General features: G+C 68.3%; 21 protein-coding genes and 2 tRNA genes. 12 read left to right on the top strand and 11 right to left on the bottom strand.

The genetic code is table 11. The features are described from left to right. Nucleotides 1-142: 142 nt before the first annotated feature. Nucleotides 143-466, bottom strand: coding sequence for a rhodanese-like domain-containing protein (locus tag GRS48_RS08380; RefSeq protein ID WP_159485435.1), 324 nt, complete (start codon nucleotides 464-466; stop codon nucleotides 143-145). Between the two features lie 150 nt (nucleotides 467-616). Here GRS48_RS08380 and GRS48_RS08375 point away from each other — a divergent pair. The 6 genes from GRS48_RS08375 to GRS48_RS08350 all read left to right on the top strand — a co-directional run bounded on the left by GRS48_RS08375 (nucleotide 617) and on the right by GRS48_RS08350 (nucleotide 5,654). After that, nucleotides 617-726 (top strand) — tRNA-Glu (locus GRS48_RS08375). Nucleotides 727-829: 103 nt separating this feature from the next. Beyond that, complete coding sequence (locus GRS48_RS08370; protein ID WP_159485433.1) at nucleotides 830-1,255, top strand: disulfide bond formation protein B; 426 nt, start codon at nucleotides 830-832, stop codon at nucleotides 1,253-1,255. A gap of 92 nt (nucleotides 1,256-1,347) precedes the next feature. Continuing rightward, nucleotides 1,348-2,793, top strand: a complete 1,446-nt coding sequence (locus GRS48_RS08365) for a CARDB domain-containing protein (protein ID WP_159485431.1) — start codon at nucleotides 1,348-1,350, stop codon at nucleotides 2,791-2,793. 43 nt (nucleotides 2,794-2,836) lie between these two features. Further along, nucleotides 2,837-3,220, top strand: coding sequence for a DUF5820 family protein (locus tag GRS48_RS08360; RefSeq protein ID WP_159485429.1), 384 nt, complete (start codon nucleotides 2,837-2,839; stop codon nucleotides 3,218-3,220). A 203-nt stretch (nucleotides 3,221-3,423) separates the two neighbouring features. Then, a complete protein-coding gene (purF, locus tag GRS48_RS08355; RefSeq protein ID WP_159485427.1) occupies nucleotides 3,424-4,926 on the top strand; it encodes an amidophosphoribosyltransferase in 1,503 nt (500 codons plus the stop codon). A 95-nt stretch (nucleotides 4,927-5,021) separates the two neighbouring features. Further along, nucleotides 5,022-5,654, top strand: a complete 633-nt coding sequence (locus GRS48_RS08350) for a halocyanin domain-containing protein (RefSeq protein WP_159485425.1) — start codon at nucleotides 5,022-5,024, stop codon at nucleotides 5,652-5,654. 77 nt (nucleotides 5,655-5,731) lie between these two features. Here GRS48_RS08350 and GRS48_RS08345 read toward each other — a convergent pair whose 3' ends face one another. Next, nucleotides 5,732-6,292: a DUF420 domain-containing protein gene (locus GRS48_RS08345; RefSeq protein WP_159485423.1), complete on the bottom strand. Its 561-nt coding sequence runs from the start codon at nucleotides 6,290-6,292 to the stop codon at nucleotides 5,732-5,734. A 160-nt stretch (nucleotides 6,293-6,452) separates the two neighbouring features. On the opposite strand from GRS48_RS08345, the gene GRS48_RS08340 reads away from it, so the two are divergent. Continuing rightward, nucleotides 6,453-6,537, top strand: a tRNA-Leu gene (locus tag GRS48_RS08340). Between the two features lie 259 nt (nucleotides 6,538-6,796). Next, a complete protein-coding gene (gene gatE, locus GRS48_RS08335; protein ID WP_159485421.1) occupies nucleotides 6,797-8,674 on the top strand; it encodes a Glu-tRNA(Gln) amidotransferase subunit GatE in 1,878 nt (625 codons plus the stop codon). 233 nt (nucleotides 8,675-8,907) lie between these two features. On the opposite strand, the gene GRS48_RS08330 is transcribed toward gatE, so the two are convergent. Continuing rightward, nucleotides 8,908-9,390: an Lrp/AsnC family transcriptional regulator gene (locus GRS48_RS08330; RefSeq protein ID WP_159485419.1), complete on the bottom strand. Its 483-nt coding sequence runs from the start codon at nucleotides 9,388-9,390 to the stop codon at nucleotides 8,908-8,910. Between the two features lie 183 nt (nucleotides 9,391-9,573). Between GRS48_RS08330 and GRS48_RS08325 the strand changes: the two genes are divergently transcribed. Both GRS48_RS08325 and GRS48_RS08320 read left to right on the top strand, forming a co-directional pair. After that, nucleotides 9,574-10,536 carry a DMT family transporter gene (locus GRS48_RS08325; protein WP_159485417.1) on the top strand — a complete coding sequence of 321 codons (963 nt, stop codon included), beginning with the start codon at nucleotides 9,574-9,576 and terminating at the stop codon, nucleotides 10,534-10,536. A 223-nt stretch (nucleotides 10,537-10,759) separates the two neighbouring features. Then, entirely contained in the window at nucleotides 10,760-11,539 is a 780-nt protein-coding gene (locus GRS48_RS08320; RefSeq protein ID WP_200840232.1) for a hypothetical protein, read from the top strand. Nucleotides 11,540-11,662: 123 nt separating this feature from the next. On the opposite strand, the gene GRS48_RS08315 is transcribed toward GRS48_RS08320, so the two are convergent. The 3 genes from GRS48_RS08315 to GRS48_RS08305 all read right to left on the bottom strand — a co-directional run bounded on the left by GRS48_RS08315 (nucleotide 11,663) and on the right by GRS48_RS08305 (nucleotide 15,381). After that, nucleotides 11,663-12,214, bottom strand: a complete 552-nt coding sequence (locus GRS48_RS08315) for a hypothetical protein (protein ID WP_159485415.1) — start codon at nucleotides 12,212-12,214, stop codon at nucleotides 11,663-11,665. Between the two features lie 305 nt (nucleotides 12,215-12,519). Continuing rightward, nucleotides 12,520-14,643, bottom strand: a complete 2,124-nt coding sequence (locus GRS48_RS08310; protein WP_159485413.1) for a DHH family phosphoesterase — start codon at nucleotides 14,641-14,643, stop codon at nucleotides 12,520-12,522. 120 nt (nucleotides 14,644-14,763) lie between these two features. Continuing rightward, on the bottom strand, nucleotides 14,764-15,381 hold the full coding sequence (locus GRS48_RS08305; RefSeq protein WP_321168362.1) for a YIP1 family protein: 618 nt from the start codon (nucleotides 15,379-15,381) through the stop codon (nucleotides 14,764-14,766). 192 nt (nucleotides 15,382-15,573) lie between these two features. On the opposite strand from GRS48_RS08305, the gene GRS48_RS08300 reads away from it, so the two are divergent. Continuing rightward, on the top strand, nucleotides 15,574-16,026 hold the full coding sequence (locus tag GRS48_RS08300; RefSeq protein ID WP_159485411.1) for a type IV pilin: 453 nt from the start codon (nucleotides 15,574-15,576) through the stop codon (nucleotides 16,024-16,026). A 106-nt stretch (nucleotides 16,027-16,132) separates the two neighbouring features. Here GRS48_RS08300 and GRS48_RS08295 read toward each other — a convergent pair whose 3' ends face one another. The 5 genes from GRS48_RS08295 to GRS48_RS08275 form a co-directional block, all read right to left on the bottom strand. Then, nucleotides 16,133-17,266 carry a Gfo/Idh/MocA family protein gene (locus GRS48_RS08295; protein ID WP_159485409.1) on the bottom strand — a complete coding sequence of 378 codons (1,134 nt, stop codon included), beginning with the start codon at nucleotides 17,264-17,266 and terminating at the stop codon, nucleotides 16,133-16,135. 15 nt (nucleotides 17,267-17,281) lie between these two features. Then, a complete protein-coding gene (locus GRS48_RS08290; protein WP_159485407.1) occupies nucleotides 17,282-18,253 on the bottom strand; it encodes a sugar phosphate isomerase/epimerase in 972 nt (323 codons plus the stop codon). Between the two features lie 84 nt (nucleotides 18,254-18,337). Further along, nucleotides 18,338-19,063: a mechanosensitive ion channel family protein gene (locus tag GRS48_RS08285; RefSeq protein WP_159485405.1), complete on the bottom strand. Its 726-nt coding sequence runs from the start codon at nucleotides 19,061-19,063 to the stop codon at nucleotides 18,338-18,340. A 390-nt stretch (nucleotides 19,064-19,453) separates the two neighbouring features. Further along, nucleotides 19,454-19,708, bottom strand: coding sequence for a HalOD1 output domain-containing protein (locus GRS48_RS08280; RefSeq protein ID WP_159485403.1), 255 nt, complete (start codon nucleotides 19,706-19,708; stop codon nucleotides 19,454-19,456). 171 nt (nucleotides 19,709-19,879) lie between these two features. Continuing rightward, entirely contained in the window at nucleotides 19,880-20,341 is a 462-nt protein-coding gene (locus GRS48_RS08275) for an Lrp/AsnC family transcriptional regulator (RefSeq protein WP_159485401.1), read from the bottom strand. Between the two features lie 696 nt (nucleotides 20,342-21,037). On the opposite strand from GRS48_RS08275, the gene GRS48_RS08270 reads away from it, so the two are divergent. Further along, nucleotides 21,038-21,577: a MarR family transcriptional regulator gene (locus GRS48_RS08270; RefSeq protein WP_321168361.1), complete on the top strand. Its 540-nt coding sequence runs from the start codon at nucleotides 21,038-21,040 to the stop codon at nucleotides 21,575-21,577. Nucleotides 21,578-21,613: the final 36 nt, after the last annotated feature.

Here is a 21,613-nt window from a genome sequence, read left to right as displayed (position 1 = left end):
CCTTGGACCGGGAGCGGTACCGTCGGTCGTCCCCGGTCGTCCCCGGTCGTCCCCGGTCGTCTTCGCGCGTGTTCAGGCGTTCCTCGATCGCGCGCGGGCACGCGCCGTAGGATCCGCGGTTAGGCCCCGTCTTCGAGGGCAGTCACGCCCCGTCTTCGAGGTCGAACGTCCATTCGCGGTACCCCCCGGCCATGCTCGCGACGGTGACGCCGTCGTCGACGCCCTCGTAGCTGCCGATGAGCTTGGCGGCCTGGATCGACGACTTCCCCAGCGGGCAGGCACAGACGACGTCGGTGTCGTCCCACTCGATCTCGCCGACGCGCGCGGGCAGCTCCGTCAGCGGGACGTTGATCGCGCCCGGAACGTGTCCGCGCTCGAACGCCGGCTCGGGGCGGGTGTCGACGACGCGGACCGTCCCGTTCTGGACCCGTTCGTGTACCTCGGCGGGAGTGAGCTCCTCGACCATCGGTTCCGTACGTCGGTTCGGGCGGGGTAAAACCCATCGCTCGCCCCCTCACCCTCGTCCGATCGGCGGGTCGACGGCGGTTTGCGATCCACACGCATGGCGGCGAGAGTTGAGAAGAGTTAAATCGGATGCGGGGCAACGGTCGAATGCGCTCGGTTGGTGTAGTCCGGCCAATCATGTTGGCCTTTCGGCAGACCAGGCGTTCGTCGCGCCGGTTTGGAAGACAGCCGACGACCAGGGTTCAAATCCCTGACCGAGCACTTCTCTCGACGCCGCTTCCCGAGCTTCGGCCGTATCCCTCGTCGACGCGCCGCCCGTAACCCCGACGAACGGCTTTTGTTCGTGCCCGCCGTGCCGTCGGACATGGGTCCGTTCGACCGCGTCCGCGCGCTCCTCGGGGTGCTGACGTTCGTCGCAGGCGTCGCGACGGCCGGCAGCCTCTATTTCAGCGAGGGGTTGGGGTTGGTACCGTGTGACCTCTGTTGGTATCAGCGGATCCTGATGTACCCGCTCGTCGTCGTGGCGGGGGCCGCGGCCATCGAGGGGCGCGCGGGCGTCTGGAAGACGGGGCTTCCCCTGTCGCTCGGCGGCGTCGCAGTCGCCGGCTACCACACGTACGTCCAGTTGACGCCGGCGGCGACGTGTGGCGTCGACGGCGCGTGTACCGCCGTCCTCTGGCGGGGGCTGTCCGTGTTCACGATCCCGCGGCTCGCGCTCGTCGCGTTCGCCCTCCTCAGCGTCGGGTTCTTCGTCCTGGCGCTCGTCGATCGCGACCGGACCGCCGTGTAAACGCCTCCTACCCGCGCCCCCGGCAACGGTAGCGACCCGATAGATCGTATAACGAGTGTATACTTTTCCGGTAAGGTCTCCCCCCCACGGATATGACACGATTACGGTTCGGGGGAGTGGCGTTGATACTGGTGCTCACCGCGATCGGGACGATCGCGCTCGTCGGGACGGCCGCGGGGGCGGCCGCGGTCGTTGACGATGCGGGAGCCGACATCGCCGACGTCGACACGAACGGGGAGGAAGACGGAGTCGACGAGGCTGACGACGACGGAGCCGACGACGACTCGGAGGCGTCCGACGGGGACGAGACGGACGATAGCGAGCCCACCGACGGCGACGGAGCCGATGACGGTGATACGGACGACGAGGCGGACGACAGCGACGGGACCGATGATGGCGACGCCGACGACGCCGATAGCGGCGAGTCGGACGCGCCCGCGACGTTCACGGTCTCGGACGTCTCGTCGAACGAGCCGGTCATGGCCGGCGAGACGGTCGAGGTCACGGTCCAGGTACGGAACGTCGGCGACCGAGCCGGCGAAACGGAGGTCTGGTTCGACCTCGACGAGTTCCGCAAGGACGACACGACCGTCGAGTTGGGGGCCGGCGAGACGGAGACCGTGACGCTCGCGTACGTGAGCAAGAGCGGCGACGCGAAGGACTGGACGTTGACCGCGGGTACGCCGGACGACACGACGTCGACCGTGATCACCATCGAGGAGCCGTCGAGCAGTTCGAGTAGCTCCGGCGGGGGTGGCTGGACCTCGACGGCCGAGCCCGACTTCGTCGTCACGAACTTCACCGTCGACGGGCCGATCAAGGCCGGCGAGACGCTCCGCATGAACGCGACCGTGCGGAACGACGGCACGGCCCGTGGCGAGAACCTCCTCTGGTTCACCGTCGACGACCACACGCTCAACGAGACCGTCGTTGGGCTCGCGCCGTACGAAGAGACGACCGTCTCGTACGCCCACAACACGAGCGTCGACGGGGCCGGCGAGTGGAACGTCTCAGCGCGGCTTCCGGAAGACCGAGCCGACGTGTCGGTCGACGTCGCGGCCCTCGAAAGCGAGTTCGTCATCGACGAGGTCACGACGAGCGACTCGGTGACCGCCGGCGACCGGCTCGACGCCACCGTGAGGATCACCAACACCGGCGACGTTCGCGACACCGGCAACGTCACGCTGTACCTCGACGAGGAGCGAATCGACGTCGAGGGGATCGAACTCGGGGCCAACGAGTCGACCACCGTCGAGCTGTCGTACCGGACCAACTCGTGGATGACCGACGAGTTGAACTTCTCGACGGCGACCGACGACGACCGCGCGGAGTTCGCCACGCTCGTCAACGAACCGGCGGAGACGGAGACGCCCGCCGAACCCGAGACGCCCACGGAGGCGACCGACACGGCCGCCACGGACACACCGAGCGACGACGACGGCGGGACCTCGAACGACGACGCGCCCGGCTTCGGCGCGGTCGTCGCCGTGATCGCGCTGCTGTTGGTCGCGCGGGTCGCGTCGGGGCGACAGCGGTAGCGCGGAGCGCGACCCTTTCAACCCCCGGGAACGGACGAGGGGTATGAGCTTCGAGGCGTTGCCGGACGGGTGGCGGGTGTGGAACGAGGAGCCCGGGGGACGGACGATCCTCGTCTTCCGCCCGGACGTGTTCGACGGCGACGAACTCCCGGCCGAGTGCCTGCCGACGATCTACCTGACGAACGGCTCCCGTCGTCGTCGACCGGGGGCGGGACAGTACGCCACCGACGAGTGGCACGTCGTCCTCTTCTTGGAGCCGGAGGTGGAAGCCGTCGCGGAGACGTACGACGACCGGGCGGACGCGGTCGACGCCGCGGTCGCGGTCGCGAAGCGGTTCGCGTCCGGCGGGGTCGACTACCGCGGCGCGTATCAGGTCCCCCGCGAGGCGTACTTCGACGCGTTGGACGGACTCGTCGGCGACCGCTGACGGCGGCGCGCTTGCGGGTGAGGGTCGGACCTCCGACGGCGACACGGCCGATCGAGTGACCGTTCGGACGGGGTCACGGGCCGGGCGTCGGCCGTCGTTTCCGTGAGGTGAGTATGCACGAGCGTGGATATGACGGTCGTTTAATTACCCCTATCGAACCACGAACACGAGGGTTTTTATCCGATCCATGCACACTCCCGGGCATGGAACCCGGTGGGGATCACGCCGTCGCCGACGCGCCGCGCGAGAAGTGTGGCGTCGTGGGCGTCTCGCTCGCTGACCGGGCGGCCGCGAGGCCGCTGTACTACGCGCTGTACGCGCTCCAACACCGCGGTCAGGAGTCCGCGGGGATCGTCACGCACGACGGTTTCCAACAGCACAGCCACGTCGAGCGCGGGCTCGTGGGCGACGCGTTCGACGAGGACGACCTCGCGTCGCTGTCGGGTCACACGGGGATCGGTCACGTCCGGTACCCCACGGCCGGCAGCCTGGACAAGAGCTGTGCACAGCCGTTCTCCGTCTCGTTCAAGTCGGGATCGCTCGGGCTGTCACACAACGGAAACCTCGTCAACGCCGACGAGGTGCGCACGGATCTGGAGGCGGTCGGTCACGCGTTCACCTCGGACGGCGACACCGAAGTGATCGCCCACGACCTCGCTCGGAACCTCCTGGAGGAGGACCTCGTCCGCGCGGTCAAACACACGATGAACCGTATCCACGGCTCCTACTCGTTGACGATCGCGCACGACGACACCGTACTGGGCGTCCGGGACCCGCTGGGGAACCGCCCGCTCTGTCTCGGGGAACTCGAGGACGGCTACGTGATCGCGAGCGAGTCGGCCGCCATCGACACGCTCGACGGGGAGCTGATCCGCGACGTCCGCCCGGGCGAACTCGTCGTGTTGGAGCCCGACGGGTCGGGGTACGACACCTATCAGCTCGTCGATTCGGGGTCGACCGCCCACTGCTTTTTCGAGCACGTCTACTTCGCGCGGCCGGACTCCGTCATCGACGACCACCTCGTGTACGAGGTGCGCCGCGACCTCGGCGCCAAGCTCTGGGAGGAGTCCGGCGTCGAGGCCGACGTCGTGATGCCCGTCCCCGACTCCGGACGGGCGTTCGCCGCGGGCTACGCCGACGCCGCGAACGAGACGACCGCGGCGGGTGAACCCCGCGCGGACGACGACGACGGCGTCGAGTTCGCCGAGGGGCTGATGAAGAACCGATACGTCGGCCGGACGTTCATCATGCCGACGCAGGACGAACGCGAGCGCGCGGTCCGGCTGAAGCTCAACCCGATCCGGTCGACCGTCGAGGGGAAGTCCGTCACGATCATCGACGACTCCATCGTCCGGGGCACCACGTCGACGCAGCTCGTCGACCTCGTACGGGAGGCCGGCGCGGAGGAGGTCCACCTCCGGATCGGCGCGCCGCCCATCGTCGCCCCGTGTTACTTCGGCATCGACATGGCGACCCGCGACGAGCTGATCGCCGCGGACCGGTCGGTCGCGGAGATCCGCGAGGCGGTCGCCGCCGACTCGCTGGCGTACCTCTCGATCGACGCCATCGCCGAGACGCTCGATGCGAGCCGCACGGACCTCTGTCTCGGCTGTGTAACCGGCGAGTACCCCTTCGACGTCGAGGAGGAAGCGACGGACCGCGCGGTCGATCGCCCGTCGATCGACGACGTCCCGGCCGACGACTGACTCGCGGCCCCGTCGGGGACGAACACGTTCGGTCGCGTTCCCGCTGGTCGGTCGGTATCGTCGGTTTAAATACCGTCACGGCCAGATAGTCACACATGACACCGAACGCGGACGACGGATCGATGAGCCGCCGCGGGTTCTTCCGAGCAGGAGTCGCCGGAACGGCCGCGACGGCCGCGATCGCGGCGGGGACGGGGACCGTTGCCGCCGCCTACGACGGATGGCTGGACGACGTCGACAACTACGACGGCACCCACGACTACCGCGGCGAGGACGAGGTCCACGTCTCGGTCGGCGCGGGCGAGAACGGGCTCCTGTTCGACCCGGCCGCGATCCTGATCGACGAAGGGACGACCGTGGTCTGGGAGTGGACCGGCGAGGGCGGAGGCCACAACGTCGCCGCAGTGGACGATGCCTTCGAGTCGGAGCTCGTCGACGAGGCGGGACACACCTTCGAACACACCTTCGACGACGCTTCCGAGGGCGACGTCTACACCTACGTCTGCACCCCGCACGAGGCGGTCGACATGAAGGGCGTGGTGGCCGTCGGCGACGTGGACGACGACCTCGTCGACGTCGGCGATGGAGACGACGGCGACGGCGGCGCGGGCGGCCGCGACCTCACCGCCGACGACATCGCCGCGCTCGCGCTGGCGTTCGGCTTCGCCGGGGCCCTGCTCGTGCCGCTGTTCTACGCGGCACATCGGAAGGCCCAGCACGACGAGTAGGCCACGCTGCCTCCCGCCTTACCTCCGTTTCACCCCGTTTCGCCCCGTTTCGCCCTCTTCGTCTCCGTTTCGCCCGATCAGTACACGTGATGGAGCAGCAGGTACACGCCGATCCCCATCGCGAAGGAGACTACCCAGAGGGCCGCGGCGACGGTACCCGCTTGGGCGTGTCGAGTGCGGGACAACGCCTCGGCCGGGCGGGTCGACGCGAGCAGCAGCGCGTAGAAGACGAACGGGAGACAGACGATCGCGAGGAGGATATGGACCGCGAGGAACGGGAGGTAGACGAACGTGTATACGGCCTCGGGGCCGGGGAAGTCGGCGGTTCCGACGAGGACCAGTCGGTAGAGGTAGCCGACCAGGAAGGCGACGAACAGCCCGAACGACGCGAGCATGAACGCGCGGTGGCGACGGACGTCGCCGCGCCCGATCGCGCGCCAGCCGAGCGCGATGGTGACGATCGCGGTCGCGGAGATGGCGGCGTTGAGGTGGGGGATCGCGGCGAGCGTCGCGTCGCTCGCGCGGGGGAGGGCTCCGCTCGGGATCGCGCCGCCGACCGCCCCGAAGACGGCCGCGAGCGAGACGACCGAGAGGACGGCGGTCAGCAGCGGGACGTTGTCGCGGGTCCACTCCTTCATACCCGATCGACGGACTCCGGAGGCAAACGGCTGGTGGTTCCGGCGAGGGAGTTCGACATCGTTCCGCGCGGGGTCGGTGGGACCCCCCGACACGGCGGGGGCGAATGGAAGGGCTTTTAATTGGCGACGGGGTACGTGGAAGTGCGACAAAACGCCACGAGCGTGGGTAGCCAAGCCAGGCCAACGGCGCAGCGTTGAGGGCGCTGTCCTGTAGAGGTCCGCCGGTTCAAATCCGGTCCCACGCATCGTACACAGACCTCATCTGTGTGCCCGCGGGTTCCGACCCGCGAGGCAGACGGGGCACACCCCCGACCGATGCACGGTGTTGTCTCTACGACAGCACCCACGCACAATCCTTCCGAACGCTACTCGACGAGCGACGGCACCGCCGACTCGGCGTTATCCTCACGTCTACTGAGTCGGCGTTATTTCCGCCTCCGCACATCCGCTGTTACCGCCGCGAACTGCCACCCTTTTAGTTCCGGCACGCCGGAGTGAGGCGTAATGAGCGAGTACGACCACGAGGAGTTGGGCCTCGTCGCCGGGCTGGAGATCCACCAACAGCTCGACACGGCGACGAAGCTGTTCTGTGACTCCCCGACCGTCGAGCGCGACCCCGCGGCGGCCGACCGGGAGATCACCCGCCGCCTCCACCCGACGAAAAGCGAGCTGGGCGAGCTCGACGACGCGGCCGTCGAGGAGAGCCGGGTCGACCGCGAGTTCACCTATCTCGCGTACGACACGACCTGTCTCGTCGAGGAGGACGACGAACCCCCCCGACACGTCGACGACGAGGCGCTGTCGGTCGCGCTGCAGATCGCCGACCTGCTCGACGCGTCGGTCGTCGACCAGGCGCACGTGATGCGGAAGCTCGTCATCGACGGCTCGAACACGTCGGGCTTCCAGCGCTCGATCCTCTTGGGACAGGGCGGAGAGATCGAGACGAGCGAGGGCCCCGTCTCCGTCGTCGACCTGATGCTCGAAGAGGAGTCCGCAAAGCGGGTCGAGGAGACGGACGACGGCGTCGTCTTCTCGCTGGACCGGCTCGGCGTCCCGCTCGTCGAGATCGGGACGGGTCCGGACATCCGGTCACCCGAGCAGGCGCGGGAGGCGGCCGAGCGCATCGGGCTCCTGCTCCGCTCGACGGGCGCGGTCAAACGCGGGCTCGGCACGATCCGCCAGGACGTCAACGTCTCCATCGCCGAGGGCGCGCGCGTCGAGGTGAAGGGCGTTCAGGACCTCGACGGGATCGAGGCGATCGTCGACGGGGAGGTCGGACGACAGGCCGAACTCCTCGCGATCCGCGAGGAACTCCGCGAGCGGGACGCGAGCGTGGGCGACACGCGCGACGTCACCGAGCTGTTCGCGGACACGGAGTCGGGCGTGATCCGCGGCGCGCTCGACGGCGGTGACGGGGCGGTGATCGCCGTCCCCCTCTACGGCTTCGACGGGCTCGTGGGACGGGAGATACAGCCCGATCGGCGGCTCGGAACCGAGCTCTCCGACCACGCGAAACGCCACGGCGCGGGCGGGATCTTCCACACGGACGAGCTGCCCGCCTACGGCGTCACGGCCGACGAGGTCGCTCGACTCCGCGAGGCGGTCGACGCCGGCGAGGACGACGCCGTCGCGATAGTCGCCGCCGACGCCGAGACCGCGGCGCTGGCGATCGAAGCCGCCGCCGACCGGGCCGCCGCGGCGCTGGAGGGCGTCCCCGAGGAGACGCGCGGGGCCAACGACGACGACGCCGGGACGACGCGGTACCTCCGCCCGCTGCCCGGCGCGGCCAGGATGTACCCCGAGACCGACGTCCCGCCCGTCGAGCCGGACCCCTCGGACGTCGACCAGCCGGAGCTGCTCGACGAGAAGGCCGAGCGGTACGTCGAGTCGTTCGGCCTCGACGCGGGGCTCGCCGAGCAGGTCGCGTTCGGCCGGCGCTTCCCGCTGTTCGAGGCCGCGGTCGATCGCGGCGTCGATCCCACGTTCGCCGCCACGACCCTGGAGTCGACGACGACCGAGATCCGCCGGGACGGCGCGCCCGTCGAAGCGCTCACCGACGACCACTTCCTCGGGCTGTTCGAGCTCGTCGAGGACGGCGACCTCGCGAAGGAGGGCGTCCCTGAAGTGTTGACGGCGCTCGCGGAACGACCCGACCTCACGGCGGCGGCGGCCGTCGAGGAGGCCGGCCTCTCCGGCGTGAGCGAAGCGGCGGTCCGCGAGGCGGTCGTCGCGGTCGTCGAGCGGAACGCCGAGCAGGTCGAGGCCGAAGGGATGGGTGCGTTCTCCGGGCTGATGGGCGAGGCGATGGGCGCGCTCCGCGGCAAGGCCGACGGGGAAGTCGTGTCCGACGTCCTTCGCGAGGAGATCGGCAAGCGGTCGTGAGCGACCGCCGCGGTGATCCCCCGAGGCGGTGACGGTTCTGTAACGGTCCAGTCGGTAACGCCCTTATAAGGGTCCAGTCGGTAACGCCCTTATAAGGGTCCAGTCGGTAACGCCCTTATAAGGGTCCAGTCGGTAACGCCCTTATAAGGGTCCAGTCGGTAACGCCCTCATAAGGGTCCTGGCGATCGGGTGAGTCGTTCGGGATCGTCCTCGCAGGGGGTAGATACCGGCCGCTACTCGGTGAGCTCTTCTATCAGCGTTTCGAGCGAGTACGTGGCCGGGGCTCGCGACTCGTCGCGAAGGGTCGCGATCGTGAACGTGGAGTTGGTGCGTTCGACGCCGGGGATCCCCTCGAACTCGCTGATGAGCCGCTCGACGGTGTCGGACGAGGAGAGCCGCGCGATGACGACGAAGTCCGTCTCTCCCATAGTGAAAAACGCCTCGGTGACCCCCTCGACCGCGAGCAGCTCGTCGGCGAACTCGTCGTACGGTCCCTCGTAGTCCGCGAGCACCTCGACGATGATCGTGACCCCGAGCCCCAACGCTTCGTGGTCGAGGTCGTACAGGTCGTTCTCGATGACCCCCGCGTCCCGCAGGTTGTTCAACCGGTAGTGGATCGTCGAGACGGGGATCCCCGTCTCCTCGTGGAGCCGTTCCGGGCTGCCGGTGCCGAGATCGGAGATCGCCTTCAAGAGGCGAACGTCGCGTTCGTCCATGTTCCCGGTTCGTGTGACGGACGGGTATATATTACGACAGACATGGTCGGATTCGGATCCAACTCTCGGCCCGCTAATTGGACCGTAGTAAGACGTGATTCATATGTTTGGTTATTGATCCACGTATCGACGGTATTTAAAAGATTAGTTTAAGTATATGCTTACGTTTCGAACTGATAACAGATGTATTCAGAAAAGCTCCTCTCCTCTCCTACTGGAGTCGCAGCCGGGTTCCTGCTCCTCGCGACCCTGTGGGGGACGTCCTTCGTCGCGATCGAGGCCGGGCTGGCGTACTTCCCGCCGCTGTTGTTCGCGGGCGTTCGGTACGTGATCGCCGGGATCGTCGTGCTGGCCTACGCGACCGTGGTCTCCGAGCGTTGGATCCCTCGCGGTCGCGACGAATGGGCCGGCGTCGCGGTCGCCGGCGTCTTCGTCATCGCCGCGTATCACGGGTTGTTGTACGTCGGCGAGCTGTACGTGTCCGGCGCGATCGCCGCCGTCGTCGTGAGCTTGTCCCCGGTGCTGACGGCCGCGTTCGCCGCGCTCCTCCTGCCGAACGAGCGGCTGGGCCCGTTCGAGATCGCCGGGTTCGCGCTCGGGCTCGTCGGCGTCGTCGTCATCGCGGACCCGACCGGCGCGGGTCTCGCCGGCGGCGACGGGTCGGGCATCCTCTCCCCGGGCGTGATCGGCGTCGTCCTCACCTTCCTGGCGGCGGTGGCCTTCTCGATCGGGGCCGTTCTCCTCCGCCCGCTCCGGACGGACCTCCCGATCGCCGCCCTGCAGGGCTGGGCGATGGTGCTTGGGGCGGTCCTCCTGTTCGGCGGCGCGGGCGTCCTCGGCGAGTCGCCGGGGGCGATCGTCTGGAACGCCACCTCGGTGCTGTCGCTCGCGTACCTCACCGTCCTCTCGGGCGTCGTCGCGTTCCTCATCTACTTCGCGCTGCTCGACGCCGTCGGCCCAACCCAGCTGCACCTCGTCGGCTACGTCGAACCGATGGTCGCCGCGGCCGGGAGCTGGGTCCTGCTCGGCCACCTGATCGAAGCCGAGGCGCTCGTCGGCTTCGTCGCCATCCTCGCCGGGTTCGTGGCGCTCGAACGTCGGGAGATCGCCGCGTACGTCACGACGCGGTATGGTCTCGGTGGCTGATCGGGCGTACCCGCCGGCCGATCCGGGCGTACCTGCCGACCGATCCGGGCGTACCCGCCGACCGATCCGGGCGTACCTGCAGGCTGCTCTCGGCGCATTCGGTGGCTTCTGGGACCTCGGCGGCGTCGGGAACTCCGGGGTCTCAAGAGCCGTGGGATGGGCCGCCGGGTCGGTCGCGATCGAGCCCGGAACGCCCTTACGGGCGTAGCCCCCACGCGGTGACGTGACCGTCCTCGATACGCTTCGCCGCCCCGCCTACACGGGCGAGAACCGCTGTTGGCCCTGCACCGCGATCAACCTGGTCCTCGTCGCCGTCGTCGCGGTCCTCGCGGGGATCGTCACCGCGCCGCTGGCCCCGATCGTCCTGCTCGGGGGTGGATTGCTCGTCTACCTGCGCGGCTACGTGGTCCCCGGAACGCCCCGGTTCGCGCCGCGGATCGTCGATCGGCTGCCGTTCGACGTCGGTCCCGACGAGCACGTCGAGAGCGACTCGATAGCCGCCTCGACGGATCCGGAAGCGCTGATCGCCGCCCTCTCGGCGGCGGGCGTGCTCGTGGCGGGCGAGGAGGACCTCCGGCTCACCGACGACTACCGCGAGGCGTTCGAGTCCCGGACGACGGACCTCCGCGCGCTCTCCGACCCCGCGCTGGCCGAACGGACGGCGGCCGTCGCCGCGGGCGACCCCGACGCCGAGGTTCACGGGAACCGGATCCTGCTCGCGGGCGACCGCGACGTCTGGCTCTCGCGGACGGTCGCGATCGCCGAAACGGCCGCCGCCGAAACGCTGGCCGAGTTCGACGTGGCTCCGGAGCTGCGTGCACCCGCCGCCGAGCCGCTCCGCACGTTCGTCCGGACCTGTCCCGTCTGTGCGGGCGACGTCTCGGAGACGACGCTCCGGAACTGTTGTGGCGGCCCCGGGACGACCCACCGGAAACCGCACCGGCCGGTGTTGGCCTGTGAGGACTGCTCGGCGGTCGTCTTCGAGTTCGACGTCGACGACTGACTCGGCGACCGATCGACGATTGATTCGACGACTGACTCGGCGACCGATCGATGACTGACTCGACGACCGATTGGCGGCTGACTCGGCGACCGATCGACCCGACCCGCGTCCTCGATCGATCGCCTACTCCGACACGTCCCCAGTGAGCCCCTCGCGGAGGTCGCGCCCGAAGTAGTGGCCGAGGACCGACACGAGGAGTCCGACCCCGCCGCCGACGGCGAGCAGGGCGAGTCCCCATTCCTGGAGGTATTGGATCCCGATCGGCAGGAAACCGATCCCGAGCACGCTCAACAGCGCGCTTCCGGCTCCGGCTCCCGCCCCGGCGATCCCGACCTCGACGTACTTCCGTCCCGAGAGGACGAGCCCGACGAGGAACGCGCCGAGGAACACCCCGGCGGCGTGGCCGATCGTTCCGCCGATCAGGGGCACGGCCCCGCCGAGGAGGACGCCGAGCACGACTGCAAGCAGAGCGATGGCGAACGACTTCAGCGAGAACCACCGGCCGTCGACCCCGATCCGGCCGCCGCCCCCGCCGGCTTCGCGATCGCCCTCGGTCGACGCGTCCCGTTCCGGATCGACCGCGCCGTCACCGCCGGCGAGGTCGTCGTCGAGGAGGTCGTCGAGGTCGTCGAGCGGGTCGCCGTCCGACGCCTCCCGCTCCTTGGAGGGTTGCATACCCGGTGTTCCGCGCGTGAGGCCTTGTGTCTTGTGTCGGCCGTTCGCGTCCTGTGACCCGGAGCGACGGACGCCCGACCCCGGGCGGACCAAGCGTCCGCGATCGGTACGCCGATCCGCGCCGACCGTTCACCGGAAACGCGGTGTCCGGGGGTATCGCTGGCCGTGGCCGTCGAAACGGCGTTTCATCGGAAACGTGGTGTCCGCGGAGGACTCACGACGGCGATGACCCAGGGCCCGGCGGTGGAAGGAAGCGAGGAGAATGACGGCGGGTCGCTCCCGAGAACGGCGGGATGCTCCCCGAGTTAGAACTGCTCGGCCACGGCGGCGATGACGGCGTCCTCGACGGCGTCACGCTCGCCCGAGAGGAACTCGATCTTCCCCTCGCGAACGCCGGCCGTGGAGACGTCGGCCCGCGGGGCGGCCTCCGCGGCACGCGCGGCGACGTCGCGGATCGACAGGTCGGCCGTCGCGCGGACGTACAGCTCGTCGGTGCCGATCCCCACCGTCGCGAACGGTTCGTCGGCCGCGTTCCGGCGGTGGAGGTCGTCCAACAGCAGCGGCGTCGGCGGGAAGTCGAACCGGTGGGTGTACTTGTCCGTGTCGAGCACCGCGAACTCGACGCCGCCGGCCGACTCGGCCACGACGTTCGCGCTGGCGGTCTCGATCTCGGTCTCCAGCTTCTCGCGGAACTGCTCGGAGACGTGTGCGGCGAGGTCGCCACCGTCCTCGAAGAGGAGGTCCGTGACGAGCTCGCGTTTGTCCTGGTACGACTGGTAGTACGCCTCCAGCGCGATGGCCTCGCGGAGTTCGGCGACGCGCTCGACGTCGTAGCCGGCGTCGTGTGCGAGGTCGACGTAGCGCCCGGGAGCGTCCGCCCAGTAGCTCACGGCGGGCAGGTGAACGAGGTCAGCGCGGACCTCGTCGTTGACCGCGGAGGCCAGCGAGGCGACGAGCGCTCCGGTCGAGAGGTCGTCGTCGACGTCGGCGAGCTCCGGCGAGATCAGCGTCTCGACCGACTCGCGCGTCTCCGGGTCCGCGACGGCGGCGTCGACGACCACGGCGTCGGTGCCGTAGACGGAGAGCAGCCCCAGCCCGTCCTCGGACTCGACGGTGGAGCCCGTGCCGACGAGCACGAACAGCGGGAGCTTCTCGTCGTGTCGGTCGCGGTCCTGCAGCATCCGGGTGACGTCGTTCGTCGCGTCGTCCATCCCGTACACCGGATCCTCGAGGGGGCGACGCGTGAAGTAGTGGTACTCCGCGTCGCTTTTGGCGTGTTCCTCGCGGATCAGCGGCAGCGTCGCGCGTTCGATGGCCGCGCCGGCGACGTAGCCGTCGGCGGTCGCGGGGTGTCGGACCACGATGGGCCGGGACCCGAGCACCGCCCGGCGGATCGCCTCCGCCGCGTCGAGCAGTCCCTCGCCCAGCTCGGCCACCGCCTCGTCGCCGCCGAGCGGCTGCAGGCCCTCGGGGCGGGCCTTGGCGGTGAGTGCGTCCTCCAACCGGGTGCGGACGTCGTCCGCGGCGTCGCCCTCGAGGACGACGAGCGTCTCCGTCTCGATCTGGATCTCGCCCCGTCGGCTCTCGACCTCGCCGTCGAGCCGAACCAGGTCGTCGACCTCGACGTCCGGGTACGCCCGGACGCCCGCCTCGACGAACGCCGCCACGTCGACGACTCCCGTCTCGTCGCGGACCTCGAATATCGTCGGGCCGCCGGTCTGGCGCACGCTGACGACCTCGCCCTCGATCCGCACGTCCTCGCCGACGGCGTCGGGCAGGGCCTCGACCGCGACGTGTTCGCGCTCCGCCTCGGGTTCCGGCTCGGCCTCGGCGTCGTCCTCCGCGTCGTCCTCCGCGTCCGTCCCATCCGCGTCTTCGCCGTCTGCGCCTTCCTCGTCCACGTCCTCGTCGTCGTCGCTCGGTTCGGCGTCGGCGGTCGATCCGGCGTCGTCAGCGGCGGCGTCCTGCGTGACCGGCTCGTCGTCCGCGGCGTCGTCGCCGGTCTCGTCGTCCGCAGCGTCGTCGCCGGCCTCGTCGTCCGCAGCGTCGTCCTCGGGGTCGCGGTCGGTGTCGCCCTCCTGGACCAACACGCCACGGAACTCCCGTTCGGCCTGTCGGATCGACCAGGCGAGGTCGATGTTCCCGTTGTCGCGGACGCCTTTCACCTGGACGAACACGTCGTCACCGGGCTCCCACTCGAGGCTCTCCAGCCGCCGGTCGAGCTCGGAGCGGTGTAACAACCCGGTGACGCCGGGCGAGAGGTCGATGAACACGCCGAACTCGGCGTAGCCGTCGACGGTTCCGCGATAGAAGCGGTTCGGTACGAGCTGATGCGGGGAGTCCCCGCGGAAGTCGAACACGACGTCTTCCTGATGTGAGTCGCAGATACGACCCGTAACGGAGACGCCACAGATGAGACACGATCCCATTTGAGTGTACGGAGTGTCTCATGCCTAAAACGGTTGTCGAAAGCCGGCCACGGGACGTTCGCGATCGCGTCCGTCCGTCGTGGGGCGGCCGGACGGGATGGGCGCCGTTCGATCGGCGTCTCACACGCCGACGAGCGAGCGCGCCGCGGCGAGGGCGCGATACCCGATCCAGTACCCGGCGATCGCCGGGGGGAGCCCGGCGACCGTCGCTCGGAGCGCGGTCGTGCCGTGAACGGCTCGGATCCCGTACCACACCAACACGGTCGCGTACGTCGCACAGGCGATCCTGAGCCCCGCGATCGGGGGGCCGGCCAGCGCCATCGGCGCGCTCGCGTAGGCGACGACCTGCACCGTCTCGCTCACTCCGCCGCGGTCCCGTAGCCCGAGCCCGTCGTCGAACCCGATCGACGCGACGAGCAGCGACAGCGTCGCGACGGCGGCGGTCAGGTGGAGCCCCACCGGGGCCGCCAGCGCGATCACGACCAACAGGACGACGACCGCCGACAGCGCCGCCGACTCGGTGATCGCGGGGATCGCCCCCGGATCGGCGAGGAGCCACCCGAGGGTGAACGCGGCCGCGACGACGACGGCGAAGGTCAACCCCGGTGCCTGGTCCCCGGGACGGACGCCGGTCGCGAAGAACCGGCGCGGTCGAACCAGCACCGCGACCCACGCGCGGGCCAACCCGCGCGGGCCGCGTCGTCGGCCACCGCCGGGCGTTTCGGTCCAGGTGCTCACGCAGTCCCGTTCGAACCGGAGGAATAACGCGGTTGCGGTTCGGTTCGAATCGGCCGGAACGATCGGTCCGAACCGGCCGGATCGATCGGGGCGATCGGAACGATCGAGATCAGGATCGGGATCGGAGGGGATTATCGTTCCCGATACCCGGGCAGGAAAGGCTTAGTGGCGTCCACGCCGACCGTTCGACGAATGGACGGGCTCCCGACCGACGACAGGGCGTTCACCCCGATCGCGGGCACCGGCCTCCTCGTCGGCGTCGTCGTGCTCCTGCTGGCCGTCGTCGGCGCGGCGATGTTCGGCTTCATCGACGCCGTCGCGCCCCCGGACGCGGAGTTCCACGTCGAACAGGAGGGCGACGAGCTGGTGGTGACCCATCTCGGTCGCGAGCCGCTGCCGGCCGAGGAGCTGTACGTCCGCGGCGACGACCCCGACGGAACGGTTCGGTTCGGGGCGTGGCCGGGCGACGGCCTCGTCCGCCCGGGCGAACAGATCACGATCCCGGACGCGACCGGCAACGAGGAGGTCGAGATCGTCTGGGACCCCGTCGCGTTCGCCCGAACGGAGACGCTCGCGGAGTACGACCCGGACGACGAGGACGACTGGGACCGAGGGGACGGCCTCGGGATCGACCCGGTCGACTGACGGCGCTGGTCGGCGCGACCGACCCTGCTCGTTGCTGACTCCGCCCGTCGCTGACTCCGCCCCTTATTAGCTCAACCCCTTCGCTAGTCCGACGCGTCCGCGACGCTCACTCGACGGCGACCCACTCGCCGCGCTCGTCGGCGCGTTCCACCGCGTCGAGGACTCGCTGAACGCGGTACGCCTCGTCGAACGAGGGGGAGAACTCGCCGCCGTCGGCGACCGCCGAGAGGAACTCGTAGTTCTCGTGGACGAACGTGTGCTCCCAGCCGAGCACGTGACCCGGGGGCCACCAGTGGTCGACGTACGGGTCGGACTCGTCCGTGACGAGGACGGTTTCGTAGCCTCGAGAGTCCTCCCGCAGTATCTCCAGCTCGTTGAGCCGCTCGAGCGAGAACTTCAGGCTCCCCGCCGAGCCGTGTACCTCTATCGTGTGGTCGTTCTTGTGGCCCGTCGCGAACCGGGACGCCTCGAAGCTCCCCATCGCGCCGGAGTCGTACGCGACCTGTGCGGTGTACGCGTCGTCGACGGTGACGTCCCGGTACTCCTCGACGCCGCCCTCGTCGTCGTGGACGGGACGCTCGTCGACGAACGTCCGCAGGTGGCCGGAGACGCGGTCGACGCCGCCGACGGCGTCGCCGACGAGGAAGTTCGCGAGGTCGATCGTGTGGGCCCCAAGGTCGCCGAGCGCGCCCGAGCCGGCGAGGTCGGCGTCCATCCGCCACGCCCAGGGCGCGTCGGGATCGGCGAGCCAGTCCTGGAGGTACCGTCCACGTACCTGCCGTATCTCGCCGATCTCGCCGTCGGTGATCAGGTTCCGCGCGTGCCGGATCGCGGGGACGAACCGATAGTTGAACGCACAGCCCGCGGGGACGTCGGCCGCGGCGGCGGCCTCGCGCATCGCGTCGGCCTCCTCGAGGGTCGGCGCGAGCGGCTTCTCACAGAGGACGGGGACGCCCGCCTCCAGCGCCGCGATCGACGGCTCCGCGTGGACGTGGTTCGGGCCGAGGTTGTAGAAGACGTCGACGTCCTCGATCGCGGCCGCCCAGTCCGTCTCCGTGTGCGCGAAGCCGAAGCGCTCGGCCGCGTCCGCGAGCGCCGCCTCGTCGCGCCCGACGAGCGTGTGGCGCTCGACCGCGGGCGCGTCCGGGAAGAACATCGGGAGCCGCGCCAGCGCGTTCGCGTGTGCCTTGCCCATGAACCGATACCCCAGTACGCCGATCTTCAGTGGTTGCTGTGTCATCGTGGTGTCCTCCGGTTACTCCGCCCAGTACGCGTCGCCCGGCCGCGTCTCGAAGACCGCCCGTTGGAGCACGTCGACCGCCTTCTCTAACCCCTCCCGCGAGGACGTCAGCGAGTCCTCGTGTTCGATCGAGAGCGCGCCCTCGTAGCCGACCATCCGGAGCGTCGAGACGAGGTCCTTCCAGTGGGCCTCGTCGTGGCCGTAGCCGATCGAACGGAACAACCACGAGCGGTCCGCCTCCTCCGTATAGTCGGCCGTGTCGAGCACGCCCTTCACGCGAGCGTTCGCGTCGTACACCTTCGTGTCCTTCGCGTGGACGTGGTGGATCGCGTCGTGCTCCCCGAGGAACCGGACCGCCTCCGTCGCGTCGATCCCCTGCCAGTAGAGGTGTGACGGGTCGAAGTTCGCGCCGATCCGTTCGTTCGTCGCCTCCCGCAGCGCGACGAGCCCCGTCGGCTCGTAGACGAGCATGTTCGGGTGCATCTCGATCGCGACGTCGACGCCGTGGTCGTCCGCGTGTTCGGCGAGGTCGCGCCAGTAGGGGACCCCGACGTCGTCCCACTGGTACGAGAGCGCCTCCGCGTGCTCGGTCGGCCACGGGGCCGTCACCCAGTTCGGCGTCGAGTCGCCGGGCGCGCCCGCGGGCAGCCCCGAAAAGCAGGTGATCGTGTCGACGCCGAGGCGGTCTGCCAGCTCGATCGCCTCCCGGAGCTCCCGGTCGGCGACGGCCGCGCGGTCGTCGTCCGGGTGGAGCGGGTTGTTGTGGGTCGCCAGCGCGGAGACGCGCAGGCCGTACTCGGAGCACAGCTCGTCGAGCCGAGCCCGTGTGTGGCGGTCGTCGAGGGCCGCGGTACGGTCGAGGTGGTCCTCGCCGGGCCACCCGCCGACGCCGAGCTCGACGGCGTCGACGCCCAACCCGTCGAGGTACGCGAAGGCGTCCTCGATCGACTCCTCGCCGAGGGGAACCGTTAACACGCCGATGTCCATGCGCGACGATAGAACTACGACCCGAATAAACCTTCAGGGTACCGCCGAAGCCGCGGTTTCGATCGGCAGCACGTCCGGCGACCGTTACCCGACGCGCCGGACCGCCAGTTCCCCTTCGAGGTCGCGTTTCGACGACGGGCTGATATCCATGTCGGCCCGCTCGAACCGGTCTTTGACGGTTCGGGCGAACGTCGACCGGACGTCGAACCGGTTTCGAAGCGGGTCGTCGACCCAGTAGTCGACGCGGAGCACGACGCCGTCGTCGCCCAACTCCTCGATGCCGGTCACCGGTCGAGGGGCCTCGAGAATTCCGTCGATATCGGTTGTCACGTCCGAGAGCAGGTACAGTGCGGCCTCGATATCGTCCTCGTAGGACACCGTAACGCGCTCGACGACTCGACAGTCGTCCTGCTCGAAGGGTCGGGTGATGGGCTCGTCCGTCAGCGTGGTGTTCGGTATCGTCACGAGCCCGCCATCGGGCGTCTGGACCCGGGTAACGCGGAGGGTGATCGACGTGACTTCACCCTCGCCGCCGTCCCACTGGATGTAGTTGCCGACGTTGAACTCGGGATCGACGACCAGCGCCGTTCCGCTGACCAGCGACCCGATGACGCTCTGTCCCGCGACGCCGACGGCGACGGTCACCGCGGCGATGACGAGCGCGGAGTTCCCGAGGAACCCCGTAAACCCCGCAATACCGACGCCGACGAACAGCGCAACCATCGTGATCAGGAGACGGAGATATCTGGTGATGGCCTCCTCCAGCGTGGGGTTGTTCCGGTTTCGGCGCCGAACCAGTCGGGAAACCATGGGCTCGAGGACGAACCATCCGATCACTAAAACGCCGCCCACGGCGACGAGAAACCATGCCCCCCGAACGAACAGCGGTTCCAGGGACCAGGCGTCGACCCAGAGCGGAGCGATGTCGGTTCGAAGCATCACCGTCGCGACGGTGCCCCACGGAATCGTTATACGTGCGTTACTTCCGCCGAGTCAAACGGCGACCCACGTCGAGACGGGTTTCGAGGGGTCGAGCACGGACGCTCGTCGCAACCGCCCCTCGTCGATGGTCTCCTCCTCGCCCTCCAAGCTGGAAAGGACGTCAACAGCAACGACCGCATGGAAACTCCGACGACGGTCGGTCGGGCGCCATGGTCGGGACACTCAGTTCGCGTCGTGAACCATCGGTGCCCCTCCGCTTCACGCGGTCTCCGACACCTCCACTGAACCGTCTGCCGAGACGGAGATGGTATACCCGTAGTACCGGAACTCGATCCGGAAGGACGGATCGTCGTATTTCAGAGCCTCCTGGACGACCGCATCCAGGGCCTCCGGGTCGACCGCGTCGTACAAGGGGACGGTGAGGTCCGTCGGATCGACGCCTTCACGCTCAGCGACGGCCTCAACGACGGCCTGACTGGGTGACTCGGCGTGCCCGGTTGCTGTGACACTCATTGAGATCGATACCGACACGTAGTCTTTATTCCAGAATAAGATCTGTGGAACATCTCGCTCAGCTTCTATCGCAAGAATCCGTGCGTGCGATTGGATCCGGCGTTCTCGTCGAACCCGAGGACGAACACCGTCTTCGACCGATACCGGATCAGGGACCTCGCCTCGGGGCGTTCAGACGTCGAAGTGGATGGAGGGCCGGTTATACTCCTCACGCAGCAGGATCTCGTCGGTCACCGAATAGCCGAGCGTGTCGAGCGTTTGCGCGATCTGCGTGATATCGTCCTTCATCGTGCCGATGACTCGGATGTGGACGTTTTCCTCGCCGGTCATCAACTCGCGGACGTTGACGACGCCCTCGATGCCGAGCGTAGCATCGATGAGGGCAGCTCGATCGGCGATCGGGGCCGTACAGATGAACAGCACGTGTAGCGGAAAGCCGGCTTCCTCGTAGTCGATCTCGGGGAAATATCCGTTGATGACCCCGCGAGCTTCGAGCCGCGAGATCCGCTTGCCGACCGTACTCGCCGAGACGCCGACGCGGTCACTGATCGCCGCGTTCGTGTTGTGGCGGGCGTTCGCCTGTAACTCGTAGATGATGGCCCGATCGACTTCATCAAGGACCGAGTCATTCATGAACGATTCAAGCAGTCAACCGAGAAATAGCTACCGTAGGGTAGCCCCCGGTGGCGTCTGCGGTTCTCTACTTCGCCGTCAAAACCGACTAACGGCGGCGAACGATCTCGCCGTGGACTGTGTGATCTGCTGTTTCGGGCGAAAATATGTTTTAAAAAGGGCTTGTTACAGAGAATCGAGGAGAAAGCCTCGCGCTTCAGCACGGGGATGACTCCGACAGTTCTCCACGCCAAACACGAACTCCTCGTCGGGCGTCTTAAGTGAATGATTGTCGTACTAACAGTCAGCCGAGGCGGTCTATCCGCCCACCTAATTGGACAATATCGGGATTCCCGACCACACACAGAACGCACCCTTTCTGTTGTCGTGTTCGGGTGCAGTAAGAAGTACCTCCGAATCCCATGCCGGGATAGGAGTAACGGCTGATTGGCACAGCCAGTGCCGTCATCGGGGCAGCTACAAACCGTAACCATCCCAAACCAGCGGTACGGTGCCGTGGGCATCTTCGTCGCCAGACTACGTCTGGCGGGCAACCAGAACGCGTCGCGTTCTGGTGACGCCCTTCACGGCGGAGAGGATGTCAACCGTTCGGCTCGTTCGTCGCAACCGGGAGACGTATGCTGAACGGACGAGAACGCTTCGTCAAGTGATCGATCTGTGACGCGCTCGAAACTGGACGTCGCCGTCGGGGGACTCGTGATAGCCGTACTTATCATCGGGGTCGCCGTCACGCTGCAGACGTATCAGGCGTCAATCGATGGGATGGGTCACGGCTGGACGATGCACGGCGTCCATCCAGCGTGGAATCTGCTCGGAGCACTGCTCGTCGCGACCGTCGTTGGCGGGGTGTACTTACTCATCCGTGACCAACTTCACCGGGACATGGAGTCCGAGGGACCGTCGGAAAGCCTCGAGACCTCCCGAGACGAGAGCAATATCCCGAACGACGAGCTGGAAACGGAACCCGAACCCACCGATTCGTCCGAGGGACAAGAGGCCACCGTGCGAGACGTGTTGACGTACCTCCCCGAAGACGAACGTCGGATCCTCCGTCCAATAATCGAATCACCCGGAATCACCCAGATAGAGTTGCGTGATCGCTCCGACTTCTCGAAGAGCAAGGTCAGCCAAACGGTTTCAGACCTCGAAAAGCGAGGGCTACTCTACCGGGAATCACAGGGACGGACGTACCGCGTGTACCCTGATGACGACCTTCGATCGCGTTCGGACACGTAGCCACTCCGGTGGAGACTCCCACAACCCCCGCCCACC

This window comes from Halorubrum sp. JWXQ-INN 858, from assembly GCF_009806985.1.
Lineage (GTDB): Archaea > Halobacteriota > Halobacteria > Halobacteriales > Haloferacaceae > Halorubrum.
The sequence above is the reverse complement of the archived record's forward strand: the minus strand, read 5'-3'. Positions and strand labels throughout refer to the sequence as shown.

What these genes read in the sequence shown, in the direction of transcription:
- GRS48_RS08380 (WP_159485435.1), bottom strand. Translation starts at nt 466, where the DNA reads ATGGTCGAGGAGCTCACTCCCGCCGAGGTACACGAACGGGTCCAGAAC.
- GRS48_RS08370 (WP_159485433.1), top strand. Translation starts at nt 830, where the DNA reads ATGGGTCCGTTCGACCGCGTCCGCGCGCTCCTCGGGGTGCTGACGTTC.
- GRS48_RS08365 (WP_159485431.1), top strand. Translation starts at nt 1,348, where the DNA reads ATGACACGATTACGGTTCGGGGGAGTGGCGTTGATACTGGTGCTCACC.
- GRS48_RS08360 (WP_159485429.1), top strand. Translation starts at nt 2,837, where the DNA reads ATGAGCTTCGAGGCGTTGCCGGACGGGTGGCGGGTGTGGAACGAGGAG.
- purF (WP_159485427.1), top strand. Translation starts at nt 3,424, where the DNA reads ATGGAACCCGGTGGGGATCACGCCGTCGCCGACGCGCCGCGCGAGAAG.
- GRS48_RS08350 (WP_159485425.1), top strand. Translation starts at nt 5,022, where the DNA reads ATGACACCGAACGCGGACGACGGATCGATGAGCCGCCGCGGGTTCTTC.
- GRS48_RS08345 (WP_159485423.1), bottom strand. Translation starts at nt 6,292, where the DNA reads ATGAAGGAGTGGACCCGCGACAACGTCCCGCTGCTGACCGCCGTCCTC.
- gatE (WP_159485421.1), top strand. Translation starts at nt 6,797, where the DNA reads ATGAGCGAGTACGACCACGAGGAGTTGGGCCTCGTCGCCGGGCTGGAG.
- GRS48_RS08330 (WP_159485419.1), bottom strand. Translation starts at nt 9,390, where the DNA reads ATGGACGAACGCGACGTTCGCCTCTTGAAGGCGATCTCCGATCTCGGC.
- GRS48_RS08325 (WP_159485417.1), top strand. Translation starts at nt 9,574, where the DNA reads ATGTATTCAGAAAAGCTCCTCTCCTCTCCTACTGGAGTCGCAGCCGGG.
- GRS48_RS08315 (WP_159485415.1), bottom strand. Translation starts at nt 12,214, where the DNA reads ATGCAACCCTCCAAGGAGCGGGAGGCGTCGGACGGCGACCCGCTCGAC.
- GRS48_RS08310 (WP_159485413.1), bottom strand. Translation starts at nt 14,643, where the DNA reads ATGGGATCGTGTCTCATCTGTGGCGTCTCCGTTACGGGTCGTATCTGC.
- GRS48_RS08300 (WP_159485411.1), top strand. Translation starts at nt 15,574, where the DNA reads ATGGACGGGCTCCCGACCGACGACAGGGCGTTCACCCCGATCGCGGGC.
- GRS48_RS08295 (WP_159485409.1), bottom strand. Translation starts at nt 17,266, where the DNA reads ATGACACAGCAACCACTGAAGATCGGCGTACTGGGGTATCGGTTCATG.
- GRS48_RS08290 (WP_159485407.1), bottom strand. Translation starts at nt 18,253, where the DNA reads ATGGACATCGGCGTGTTAACGGTTCCCCTCGGCGAGGAGTCGATCGAG.
- GRS48_RS08285 (WP_159485405.1), bottom strand. Translation starts at nt 19,063, where the DNA reads ATGGTTTCCCGACTGGTTCGGCGCCGAAACCGGAACAACCCCACGCTG.
- GRS48_RS08280 (WP_159485403.1), bottom strand. Translation starts at nt 19,708, where the DNA reads ATGAGTGTCACAGCAACCGGGCACGCCGAGTCACCCAGTCAGGCCGTC.
- GRS48_RS08275 (WP_159485401.1), bottom strand. Translation starts at nt 20,341, where the DNA reads ATGAATGACTCGGTCCTTGATGAAGTCGATCGGGCCATCATCTACGAG.